This window comes from Bradyrhizobium sp. CCBAU 45389 (assembly GCF_028128625.1).
Taxonomy (GTDB): domain Bacteria; phylum Pseudomonadota; class Alphaproteobacteria; order Rhizobiales; family Xanthobacteraceae; genus Bradyrhizobium; species Bradyrhizobium liaoningense_B.
In genome coordinates this window covers 35,749-47,314 of sequence record NZ_LBIY01000098.1, presented here as the reverse complement: position 1 = coordinate 47,314, position 11,566 = coordinate 35,749, and the positions used below count along the sequence as shown (strand labels likewise).

11 protein-coding genes are annotated in these 11,566 nt (G+C 66.2%); 6 read left to right on the top strand and 5 right to left on the bottom strand.

Going from position 1 to position 11,566, the window contains the following annotated elements:
• Positions 1 to 62 precede the first annotated feature (62 nt).
• On the top strand, positions 63 to 2,462 hold the full coding sequence (locus XH79_RS36295; RefSeq protein WP_271584790.1) for a bifunctional diguanylate cyclase/phosphodiesterase: 2,400 nt from the start codon (positions 63 to 65) through the stop codon (positions 2,460 to 2,462).
• A 4-nt stretch (positions 2,463 to 2,466) separates the two neighbouring features.
• On the opposite strand, the gene XH79_RS36290 is transcribed toward XH79_RS36295, so the two are convergent.
• The gene (locus XH79_RS36290) at positions 2,467 to 2,901 is read right to left on the bottom strand and encodes a hypothetical protein (RefSeq protein ID WP_018642849.1); all 435 of its coding nucleotides are present in this window, start codon (positions 2,899 to 2,901) and stop codon (positions 2,467 to 2,469) included.
• 64 nt (positions 2,902 to 2,965) lie between these two features.
• Between XH79_RS36290 and XH79_RS36285 the strand changes: the two genes are divergently transcribed.
• Positions 2,966 to 3,547 (top strand): hypothetical protein, encoded by a 582-nt coding sequence (locus XH79_RS36285; protein ID WP_271584789.1) that lies wholly within the window; start codon positions 2,966 to 2,968, stop codon positions 3,545 to 3,547.
• Positions 3,548 to 3,560: 13 nt separating this feature from the next.
• On the opposite strand, the gene XH79_RS36280 is transcribed toward XH79_RS36285, so the two are convergent.
• The gene (locus tag XH79_RS36280) at positions 3,561 to 4,904 is read right to left on the bottom strand and encodes an aminotransferase-like domain-containing protein (protein ID WP_271584788.1); all 1,344 of its coding nucleotides are present in this window, start codon (positions 4,902 to 4,904) and stop codon (positions 3,561 to 3,563) included.
• Between the two features lie 186 nt (positions 4,905 to 5,090).
• Between XH79_RS36280 and XH79_RS36275 the strand changes: the two genes are divergently transcribed.
• Positions 5,091 to 5,327 (top strand): DUF1127 domain-containing protein, encoded by a 237-nt coding sequence (locus XH79_RS36275; protein WP_212342935.1) that lies wholly within the window; start codon positions 5,091 to 5,093, stop codon positions 5,325 to 5,327.
• A gap of 13 nt (positions 5,328 to 5,340) precedes the next feature.
• Here the strand turns inward: XH79_RS36275 and XH79_RS36270 are convergent, their stop codons facing one another.
• The 3 genes from XH79_RS36270 to XH79_RS36260 are packed head-to-tail and all read right to left on the bottom strand — an operon-like array spanning position 5,341 to position 6,834.
• Positions 5,341 to 5,799 (bottom strand): hypothetical protein, encoded by a 459-nt coding sequence (locus XH79_RS36270; RefSeq protein WP_271584787.1) that lies wholly within the window; start codon positions 5,797 to 5,799, stop codon positions 5,341 to 5,343.
• Between the two features lie 15 nt (positions 5,800 to 5,814).
• On the bottom strand, positions 5,815 to 6,240 hold the full coding sequence (locus XH79_RS36265; RefSeq protein ID WP_018642845.1) for a universal stress protein: 426 nt from the start codon (positions 6,238 to 6,240) through the stop codon (positions 5,815 to 5,817).
• 57 nt (positions 6,241 to 6,297) lie between these two features.
• Positions 6,298 to 6,834, bottom strand: a complete 537-nt coding sequence (locus XH79_RS36260) for a SixA phosphatase family protein (RefSeq protein WP_212342937.1) — start codon at positions 6,832 to 6,834, stop codon at positions 6,298 to 6,300.
• Between the two features lie 94 nt (positions 6,835 to 6,928).
• Here XH79_RS36260 and XH79_RS36255 point away from each other — a divergent pair, with 94 nt between their 5' ends.
• From XH79_RS36255 to XH79_RS36245, 3 genes are all read left to right on the top strand, one after another.
• Positions 6,929 to 8,398: an NAD(P)/FAD-dependent oxidoreductase gene (locus tag XH79_RS36255; RefSeq protein ID WP_271584786.1), complete on the top strand. Its 1,470-nt coding sequence runs from the start codon at positions 6,929 to 6,931 to the stop codon at positions 8,396 to 8,398.
• Positions 8,399 to 8,484: 86 nt separating this feature from the next.
• Entirely contained in the window at positions 8,485 to 8,997 is a 513-nt protein-coding gene (gene msrB / locus XH79_RS36250) for a peptide-methionine (R)-S-oxide reductase MsrB (RefSeq protein WP_212342940.1), read from the top strand.
• A gap of 292 nt (positions 8,998 to 9,289) precedes the next feature.
• Positions 9,290 to 11,554, top strand: coding sequence for a flagellar hook-basal body complex protein (locus XH79_RS36245; RefSeq protein ID WP_212342942.1), 2,265 nt, complete (start codon positions 9,290 to 9,292; stop codon positions 11,552 to 11,554).
• Positions 11,555 to 11,566: the final 12 nt, after the last annotated feature.

Genomic DNA, 11,566 nt, shown 5'->3' with positions numbered 1-11,566 from the left:
ACATAGCCGGTTACCGATCGTCCACCTCTGTCGGTTGAAGTGCGGGTCCATAGGGGCCGGCAATGTATCAAGTTCTTTACTGTCTCACCGACGAGCATGATTGGCGACTGGTCGCGCTGGGCGGAGCGGTGTGCCTGCTCGCGAGCGCCGCAGCCATCAGCCTGTTTCACCGGGCGCGCGCGACGCGGGGCCCGGGACGCCTCGCCTGGATCACCCTGGATGCCGCCGTCAGCGGATGCGGCGTCTGGGCGACGCATTTCATCGCGATGCTCGCCTATGGGCCGGGCGGCGCCGGCGCCTACAACATCCCGGTCACGATCCTTTCGCTGATCCTTGCGATCTCCGTGACCTTCGTGGGTCTGAGCATCGCGGTATCGTCCTCACGCGCGGCCTGGGTCGTCGTCGGCGGCGCCATCGTCGGCGGCGGTGTCGCGGCGATGCATTATACCGGCATGGCGGCGCTGGAGATGCCGGCCCGCGTGGACTGGGTCGGAAGCACTGTTGCCATTTCGGTGTTGCTCGGAATTGTCTTTGCTGCACTCGCGCTGTTCGTCGCCGCGCGACGCGACGATCTCTCCCATGCGCTGAGCGCGACCGCCTTGCTGACGCTCGCCATCGTTGCGCATCATTTCACCGCGATGGGCGCCGTGCTGCTGACGCCGGACCCGACGCTGGCGATCAGCGGGCTCGCGGTTCCGCCTGCCTCGATGTCCTTCCTCACCGCCACCGCCGCGGTTGCGATCATCGCGATTGCGCTCGCTTCCGCGCTGCTCGACCGCCGCGCCAAGGGCGAACTGGGACGCCAGCAGCTGGTGCTGGACTCCGCGCTCGAGAACATGTCGCAGGGGCTGTGCATGTTCGACGCGGACGGCAAGATCATCCTCTTCAACGAGCGATATGCGTCGATGCTCCGCCGTACCGACATCGCGCTCACCGGCCGCCTGCTGGTCGACGTGCTCAGGGAAGAGCAGGCCAAGGGCCAGTGGCTGGGCGATGCCGATGAATTCTTCGCGCGGCTCGTCGCCGATGCGCGCGAGGGCCGCACCACGACCGACGTCGTCAACCGGTTCGGCCGCTCCATCCGCGTCGTCAACCAGCCGATGCAGGGCGGCGGCTGGGTCGCGACCTTCGAGGACATCACCGAATGGCTGGAGGCCCAGGCCAAGATCACGCACATGGCACGCCATGACGCGCTGACCGGCCTGCCGAACCGCGTGCTGTTCCACGAGGAGCTCGAGCAGGGACTGCACCGGGCGAAATCGGACGATCAACTCGCGGTGCTCTGTCTCGATCTCGATCATTTCAAGGACATCAACGACTCGCTCGGCCATCCCATCGGCGATGCGCTGCTCAAGGAGGTCGGTCGTAGGCTGAAGGCCACGGTCGGCGAGCACGACACGGTGGCGCGGCTTGGCGGCGACGAATTCGCGGTGGTCCAGATCGGACGGTCGGAGGAAGCCGCTGCGCGGTCGCTCGCCGGCCGCCTCGTCGAGGTGATCTCGGCGCCTTACGAGATCGACGACCATCAGATCGTCATCGGTGTTTCGATCGGCATCTCGCTGTCGCCGCAGGACGGCGACAATCCGGACGAGCTGTTGAAGAACGCCGATCTCGCGCTGTACCGCGCCAAGGCGGACGGCCGCGGCACCTATCGCTTCTTCGAGACCGGCATGGATGCGCGCGCGCAGGCGCGGCGCCTGCTGGAAATGGATCTGCGCGCAGCGCTGCAGCGCGACGAGTTCCAGCCGTACTATCAGCCGATCCGCGACGTCGCCAGCGGCCGGGTCGTCGCCTTCGAGGCGCTGTTGCGCTGGAATCATCCGCAGCGCGGCCTGATCGCTCCCATCAGCTTCATTCCGCTCGCCGAGGAAACCGGACTCATCGTCCAGCTCGGCGAATTCGTGCTGCGCTCCGCCTGCACCGACGCGGCCACCTGGCCCGACGATATCGACGTTGCCGTCAACCTGTCGCCGGTGCAGTTCAAGAGCCCGAACCTGATCGCATCCGTGACCGCGGCACTGGCCGCCTCGGGACTTGAGGCGCACCGCCTCGAGCTCGAGATCACCGAGTCCGTGCTGCTGCAGAACAGCGAGGCGACGCTGACCACGCTGCACGAGCTGCGCGCCATGGGCGTGCGAATCTCGCTCGACGATTTCGGCACCGGCTATTCGTCGCTGAGCTATCTGCGCAGCTTCCCGTTCGACAAGATCAAGATCGACCGCTCCTTCGTGTCGGAGCTGGCGACGCGCGAGGATTCCATGGCGATCATCCGCGCCGTGACCGGCCTTGGCCGCAGTCTCGGGATCGTCACCACGGCGGAAGGCGTCGAGAACGATGCGCAGCTCGAGCTGCTTCGGCGCGAGGGCTGCACCCAGGCGCAGGGCTATCTGTTCAGCAAGCCGCGGCCTGCCTCGGAAGTGGCGATGATGCTGGATCGGCCGCGGCTGCGCGCCTCGGCCTGAAGGATCAGCCGCGGCGCAACGCGAAATGCGCGCCGCAGAACGCCATCACGGCGCCTAGGCACAATGCGGCAAGGCCAGCGAGCACGCCCGAGACGGTCGGGATCGGGCTCGGCGCCGAGGCGACCTGGCCGGCACCCGCAAGCAGGAGCACGCCGACCGCGATCAGGAACTGCCGCATCCGCTGCGGGATCTGGCCGGAGACGGCGCTCTGCATCAGGCTCGCGGTGAAATAGCCGCCGGAGAATCCGACCGTTGCGATCAGCCACCAGGCGATCGCCGCGCCGGCCGGAATGAACTCATGCGTGTCGGAGCGCCAGAGACCGCCGAGGTCGAGACCGTAGCGCGCGCCCAGCATGTGCACCGCGAGCGCGAGCAGCACGCCGGAGATCATTGCGGCGCCGAGAATCAGGCGACGCGGAAAAAAGGTCGTCTCAGCCATGCCTCGCTTGTAGGATGGGCGAGGGCGATCGCGCAAGCACATCGCGGACGGGATTGAATTCGAGATGCAGGTTTCGGGAGCCGAGGCGGCCACGAGCTACGCCTACAAGGCGTCACTGATCGGCTCGGCGCATCGTTTCGAGCTGACGGAGGAGGGATTGTCCTGGCACATCGCGGGACGTTCGGGCCTGTGGCGCTATGACGAGATCTCGGCGATCCGGCTGTCGTTCCGTCCGGTGTCGATGCAGCAGCATCGCTTTCGCGCCGATGTCCGCCGCGCCAAGGGCGGCCGCATCGCCATCCTGTCGACGAGCTGGCAGACCGCGGCCCTGATGGCGCCGCAGGACAACGGTTTTCGCGATTTTCTGATCGAGCTCCACGCGCGGATGGCGAAAGCGGGCAGCCGCGCGGAATTGACCGCAGGTCTCGGCCGCAAGACCTATGCGGCCGTGCTGGCATTCCTGGCGGTGCTCGCCGTGGCGATGACGGGGCTCCTGATCCGCGCCCTCATGATCGGCGAATTCGCCGGCGTGCTGTTCATCCTCGGCTTCGCCGCGCTGTTCGCCTGGCAGGTCGGCGGCTTCGTGCGGCGCAACCAGCCGCAGCGCTACAGTTTCGATCGCGTGCCGAAGGCCCTGCTGCCTTAGTCCCCACGGTGCGCTACTCCGTCGAGTCGAAATCCTCTTCCTTGGTGCCGAGCAGCGAGACGATCGTGCGCAGGCCGGAATCGAGTTGCTCCGGGGTGGGCGGGGCGAGCGCGAGCCGCACCGCGTTCGGTGCATGGCCATGCGCAATCGCGAAGGTCGAGGACGGCGTCAGCGCGATGCCGCGCCTCGCTGCGGCCGCGACGAAGGTCTGCGAGCGCCAGTGCGGCGGCAACGTCAACCACAGATGATATGCGCGTGTGTCGGCCGCAATCTGGTAGCCGGCGAGCAGCCTTGCCGCGGTCTGCTGGCGGCGTGCGGCGTCGATGCGCTTCAGCCGCGTCAGCTCGGCGACGGTGCCGTCGGCCATCAGCCGCTGGCCGGACGCGAGCGCGTGGCCGGAAGCGATCCAGCCGCCGGTGCGGACCGCGCTCATCACGCTCTCGCGCAAGTGAGGCGGGGTGACGAGGATGCCGAGTGCAAGGCCCGGCGCGACCTTCTTGGACAGGCTGTCGATCACGATGCAGCGGTCCGGCCCGAGTGCGGCCAGCGGCGTGTCGTCGGCGAGGAAGCCGTAGACGGCGTCCTCGATGATGGTGAGATCGAGCTTCTCGGCGACGCGCATGATGTCGGCGCGCCGCGTCGCGTTCATGGTGACGCCGAGCGGGTTCTGAATGATCGGCTGGAGGTACAGCGCCGACAGATGCGCCTCGCGATGCGCTTTCTGAATCGCATCGGGACGCGCGCCGAATTCGTCCATCGGAATCGGCACCAGCGTGATGCCGAGCCGCGCGGCGATGCTCTTGACGTAAGGGTAGGTCAGCGCCTCGACGCCGCAGCGCCCGCCGGTGGGGACGAGCGCGGCGAGCGCGGCCGCGAGCGACTGCTTGCCGTTGGCGGTGAAGACGATCTGCTCGGCCTGCGGCGTGAAATCCTTGCGCGCGAGATAGGCCGCGGCCGCATTGCGCGCGCTCTTGGTGCCGGTGCTGGTCGAGACCCGCAGCGCGGATTCGAGCGCGTCGACGCGCTCGAGCCCCGCGAGGCTCTTGGCGATCATGGCCCATTGCTGCGGCAATAACGGATAATTGACCTCGAAATCGATCCGAGCGTCGCGCGGCTCACTCAGCGCCTCGACCTCGCGCCTGATGTCGCCGGAGATGAAGGTGCCGCGGCCGACCTCGCCGACCACGAGGCCGCGGCGGAGCAACTCCGTATAAACCCGGCTCGCGGTCGAGACCGCAATGCCGCGATCATAGGCAAAATTGCGCTGCGGCGGCAGCCGGTCGCCGGGCCTTAACGTGCCGTTAGAGATATCCGCGGCAATGGCATCGGCAAGCTTCACGTACTCGAACTTGGACATTATTGCACCGAGAGCAATGTTTTACTTGCTCCGAGAAGTGTACTGGAGCATTTAAGTTCCATCAAGTTCCGCGATTGAGCCGAGGAGAGCGAGAGCAATCCGACGGCAAATGAGGTGCAGGCGCTGAGTGCGTCCGTGCCAACGGCACCTGCTTCGCCGCGCGGGACGATAGGCCGGAGAAGAAACATGACCACGATCTCGCAAACTGCCGGGCGGAGTTTACGCCCATCCTCCTCGAGCGGATTTTTTGGCACGCTCGTCACCGCCGCCTATGCGCTGTTCGACCGCCTGGAGCGCCGCTCCGCCGTCAAGACCCTGAACGAGCTCGACGACCGCGCCCTGCGCGACATCGGCATCAATCGCAGCCAGATCGAGGACGCCGTCTACGGGCAGTTCAAGGCCGAGCTGTCGCGGTATCTGTGAGCGACTGCGGGGATCAGGCGATCGCGACCTGATCCCACGCTCCGCCAAATGCTCGATCGTCTTCAGTTCTAGCGGGCTTGCGGTGAGGCCTCGAGGCGCTGCGTTGGCGCCGATGCCGGACATCCAGGCGCTGCAAGCGGGAGGCGACGTTGCTCGCGAATGCGGCAATCCCGGCCGCCGCCTGTTTGACGGCGAACAGGATCGTCGCGGCGCGGCTCAGAACGCCGAGCAGGATCAGCACCGAGAAGATGTCGATATAGGCGAGGAAGTCGCCGACCAGGATCAGTTCCGGCGGAATCGGGATCCTGTGGTAGTAGGCGAGTACGATGATCGCGACGGGGATGAAGGCGATCACCTTCCGCACCGTCAGCCTGTCCAGCAGTGCAGCCAGTTGTACGACCAGCACCTCCCATAGCGCACCGCCGATCGCGAGCGGGACCTCGTAAGTCCATCTCCGCCACCATTGCTTCACGACATTGCTCCGAGTTCAGTGCCTGACCACCAGCACGGAGCACTTGGCATAGCGCACGACGTGCCCGGCATTGGAGCCGAGGAAGTAGGTGCGCATCGCAGGCCTGTGCGAGGTCATCACGATCAAATCGGCCTTCATGTGCACGGCTTCTTCCAGGATCTCGTGGTAGATGCCGCCCTGGCGCACCACGCTGGAGATGCGAGCAGGCTCGATGCCGGATTCGCGCGCGACGATGGCGAGGGCTTCCTCGGAGGTCTGGCGCTGCTGTTCGTCGAAATCGGCCGGGACGTATTCGGCGAGCATCACCGGCGTCATCGGCAGGACGTTGAGCAGGCGCACCGTGCCGCTCCAGGTCTGCGACAGCGTTGCCGCGGTCGCGATCGCCGGCTTGGCGAGATCGGTGTCGGCGAGGTCGATGGGCACGAGGATGGACTTGAACATCTGCGCCTCCCTATTGACCAAGCTGATCAACCGGGTCGAGACGGCGTCCGCGCGTCTCTAGCCCGATCGAAGCAGCTTGGGGCTGACGAACAGCACCAGCTTGCCGTGGCGATAGGCCACGTCCCCCCAATCCTTGACGTCAAAGTCGAAGATCGCAAGCCCCGCCGTGGGCAGGTTGTGGGCGAGCGCCTTGGCGCCGGTCTGATCGCCGCCGCCGATCAGCATCAGGGCGATCTCGTGCATGCCGGGATTGTGCCCGACCAGCAGCAACCGCTTCGGATCGGCGGGAATCGTTGCAGTGCGAATGGATTCCAGGAGCTGCGCGGGATCGGCGCCGTAGAGTTCTGGCAGGACCTCGACCTGCGGCGCCGGGACGCGGTCCTTCATCGTATGCCAGGCGATGTCCCAGGTCTGCCGGGCGCGGACGGCATGCGACACCAGCACGGCATTGGGGAAGGGCGGGTGGCTGGCGATCCAGTCGCCCATCTGGGCGGCATCCTTGTGGCCGCGGTCGTCGAGGCGGCGATCCTGGTCACGGCCGCTTGGCGCGTCAGTCTCTGTCTTGGCATGACGCAGCAGCATCAAACGGCGCATTGGCATTCTCGAATCGTTCCACGTCCTGGATAATCTACAGGCGCCGGTTGAGGACAAGGTGACAGGCGCCCGGTTGGTATTTTAAGAAAACGACATGAGCGAGACTTTCACAAGCGTGTCCCAGGAAGAAGCCGGCTTTTGCGAGCGCGCACGGCTGTCGTTCGAACTCGACGCCGACATCTGCGTGATCGGGGCCGGGCTTGCGGGGCTCTCCATTGCGCTGGAGGCGGCCCGACTCGGGGCCAGCGTCGCGGTGCTCGAGGGCCGCCATGTTGGCTGGAATGCCTCAGGCAACCAGCTCGGTACCGTGATGCCGGGTTTTGCGCTGCCGCTCACCGAGCTGATCGAGCGCATCGGTTTCGAGGACGCGCGCGAATTGTGGGCGCTGTCGAAGGAGGGGGCCGAATTCGTCCGCGCCAACGCCACCGAGGAGAACATGCCGGGAATCGCCCCCAGCGACGGCGTGCTGGAGGTCTCCAACGTCGATGCCGGCGACCGGCTGATCAGCCGGTTGCAGATGCTGAACGAGGATTTCGACACCGAGGTCGAGGGCTGGCAGGTCGATCGCGTCCGCGAGGTGCTGAAGACCGATCGTTACTTCCACGGCGTGTACTATCCCCGGGCGTTCCAGGTCGACGGCCGCAAATACGTGCACGGCCTTGCGGCGCTGGCGCGGCGGGCAGGCGCCCGCATCTTCGAGGACACGCCGGTCGTCAGCATCGATCATTCCGGCATCCGCAAGCGCATCGTCACGCCCTCGGCGCGGCTGCGCGCCACCCACATCGTGCTCGCCGGCAACATCCATCTCGGCGCGCCCTTGCGGCGCCTGTCGGAGACGCTGCTGCCGGTCTGGCGTTATGCCGGCATCACTGCGCCGCTCGGCGAGCGCGTGCATGAGATCATCGCCTTCAAGGGATCGGTGATGGATTCCGACGGCGTCGATCATTTCCGCATCGTCGATGGCGACCGCCTGCTGTGGGAAAGCCCGGAGACCACCTGGGCCGCGCGGCCGCAGCGCTTTGCAGGCAGCGTCAGGCGGCGGATCCGGTCGATCTTCCCCGAACTCGGCAATGCCGAGATCGCCGAGACATTCGGCGGCGCCACCGGCCACACCGTGCACGGCATGCCGCAGATCGGCCAGCTGCGCAAAGGCCTGTGGGTGGCGAGCGGGTTCGGCCGCCAGGGCATGAACACATCGGCCATGGCCGGACAGTTGATCGCGCGCAGCATCCTGTGGGGCGATGACCGCTGGAAGCTGTTCTCGCCGTTCGAGCTGGTCTGGGCAGGCGGGGCGACCGGCCGCGTTGCCGGCCAATTGGTCGGCATCTGGGGCAGGGCGAGTTCGGCCGCAGCGGGCTCGCTCGCCCGCTACCGCGAGCGTGCCCGGGCCAAGGACAGGGAGCGCGAGGCCCGTCTGGCCGAGGCCAACCGCGCCGCCGGCACCGGTCCGCGCCGTCTGCCGCCGGGTCTGCGGCCGCAGCCGGCGCTTGCGCCGGAACATGCGGCCCAAGGCGTGAAACAGGCTGCGGAACCGGCTGTCCAGGACCAGAGCGTCTCGCAATAAGTTGAGAAATCCTCCGCCCGGAAGTGTAACGTCGGCCGTTAGAGCCCGTATCTCAGGGCGTGGACGTCCCGCGCACGGAGAATGAGATGTTTGACCGCCGCATCCTGCTAACGACTGTCGCCGGCCTGTTCGGTCTTTCGGCCTTCCGCTGGCTGAGAGGATCACCTGCCGAGGCTGGCGAGAAGGCCGCGGAAAAGTTCGAGATCACGAAGACGGAGGCCGAATGGCGTGCCCAGCTCACGCCGCAGCAATATGAGATCCTGCGCAATCACGGCACCGAGCGGCCGGGCTCCAGCCCGCTGTTGAAGGAGCATCGCAAGGGCATCTTCGCCTGCGCCGGCTGCGACCTGCCGCTGTTCTCGTCCGAGACCAAGTTCGAGAGCGGCACGGGTTGGCCGAGCTTCTACCAGCCGATCGAGGGCAATGTCGGCAAGACCGAGGACCGCACCTACGGCATGGTGCGCACCGAGGTGCACTGCCGGCGCTGCGGCGGCCATCTCGGCCACGTCTTCGATGACGGTCCGAAGCCGACCGGACTGCGCTACTGCATCGACGGTTTCGGGCTGGTTTTCCACCCGGCGGCGGCGTCGGCGACGTAGGCTCTCGCTGGAGTCATTCCGGAGCGATGCGTGAGCATCGAATCCGGAATCTCGAGGTTCTCAGGTGCGCAATCGCGCACCGGAGTTCGGTCCTTTGGACCGCCCCGGAACGACGATATGTCCCGGCAATTGTTGCCGGTCCCGGCAATTGTGCCCTGGTCATCAGACCGGGGCTTTTTCATTAAGCCATTGATTTCTCGAAGATGCCCGCATTGGCATAGCCCTTGCGACTGTCTCCTCCGACTGCGGCCATGGTCGACCGGCCGCCGGGATCGGATTTGGAGACAAAGTTATGGGTATCTTCGATGCAATGAACACCTCGGTGGGTGGCCTGCAGGCGCAGTCCTACGCGCTGCAGAACATCTCCGGGAACATCGCGAACTCATCCACCACCGGTTACAAGGGCATCGGGACCAGCTTCGTCGATCTCATTCCGGACGCCTCGGTGCCGAGCAAGCAGGTCGCGGGCGGCGTGACGGCCAACGCCAAGGCCACCATCACCACGCAGGGCACGATCTCGTCCTCCACCGTCGCCACCAACATGGCGATCACCGGCGACGGCTTCTTCTCGATCCAGAAGGCGACCGGCGTCGTCGACAACGTCCCGGTGTTCAGCGGCGTCACCTATTACACGAGGCGCGGCGACTTCCAGCTCAACGCCAACGGCAACCTGGTCAACGGCGCCGGCTATTATCTGATGGGCACCACGGTCGACCCCAAGACCGGCAACCCGACCGGCAACGTGGCGACGGTCCTGAAATTCCAGAACAACTTCATCCCGGCGCAGGCGACCACCTCGATCCAGTACGCGGCGAACCTGCCGTCCCAGCCGAACACGGCGGCCAGCTCGACCGCGGCGAGCAAGACGCTGCTGGCGGCCGGCGGCCTGAACCCGTCGGACTTCCAGGCCAACCCGCTGCCGGTGGGCACGCCGCCTGCACCCTATACCAACGCGACGGTCTCCGGCGCGGCCGCCACCGGCAACATTCGCTCGGCCTATTCCTCGACGACCGGGACGGGCACGGTTGCGCTCCAGAACAATTCGTCCGCGGTGGCCTCGACCACCACGTCTCTCGACAACACCGTGGGCACGCATCTCGCCTCCAGCATTCTCACCGCGCTGAGCGGCCAGACGCTGACCATCAACGGCAACACGATCACCTTCAACGCCGGCACCACGGTGACGATCGGCACCAACTCCACGATTGGTCTCGGCGCAGGTACCACCGCAACGGTTGCCGACATCCTGAACGCGATTCAGTCGGCGGGCGGTGCCGGTGTCACGGCCTCTCTCTCTGCCAGCGGCAACATCCAGATCTCGAGCGGCACCGGCACCGACGTGGCGGTCAACAGCGGCACGGCAGCGACGGCCCTCGGCATCAGCAGCGTGACGCGCGGCGGCAACGTGCTGTCCTCGCCCGCCATCTCGGGCTCCACGGTGCTGAGCGGCACCGCGACCGCCGGCGGCGCCCAGGTGCTGTCGTCGGGCTTTTCGGCAGGTCCGCCCGCGGACACGATCACCGTTAACGGTCAGACGCTGACTTTCGTGGCTTCGGGCGCGTTGTCGACCGATAACACCCAGATCAACATCACTGACAACATCTCGATGCTGCTCCAAAAGATCGACGCTCTTGCCGGCGCGTCAGGCTCGTCGGTCAGCAGCAGCGGCGTGATCACGCTCAACACCGGCACCGCTTCCAACCTGCAGGTGTCCAGCTCCAACAGCGCAGCGTTCGCCGCGCTCGGCTTCACGTCGACCGTCACCAAGAACCGCGACGGTGGCGGCACTGCGGGCACCGGCGGAGTGATCGGCAACGACATCGCCACGTTCACCAAGGAATCGATCAGCGGCGGTGCGGTCACGGCCTACAACGCCGCCGGCACGCCGGTGAACCTGCAATTGCGCTGGGCCAAGACCGACAGTGCCTCTCTGGGCACGGGTCATAGCGATAGCTGGAACCTGTTCTACCAGACCGACCCGAATGCGACCGGCACGACGGTGGGCTGGGTCAACACCGGACAGACCTTCACCTTTGCTGCCGACGGCTCGCTGACCTCGCCGAGCGGCTCGGGCATCACCATCAACAATGTCAGCGTCAGCGGCCAGTCGCTCGGCTCGGTCGCCTTCAACATCTCCTCGGGCGGGCTGACGCAATATGCCAGCACCAGCGGCGCGGTGACCATCAACACCATCACCCAGAACGGCTACGCCGCCGGTCAGCTCCGCTCGGTCTCCGTCAACAACAACGGCCTCGTGATCGGCACCTTCTCCAACGGCCAGAACCTCGATCTCGCGCAGGTCTCGCTGTCGCACTTCAACGGCACCAACTACCTGAAGGCCCTCGACGGCGGCGCTTACGCCGCGACCGAACAGTCGGGACCTGCGATCGACGGCGCGTCGGGTACCATCAGCGGCTCGTCGCTCGAAGGCTCCAACACCGACATCGCCGACGAGTTCACCAAGCTGATCGTGACCCAGCAGGCCTATTCGGCCAACACCAAGGTGATCACGACGGCCAATTCGATGGTGCAGGACCTCCTGAACGTGTTGCGCTGATCGCGCGTGACG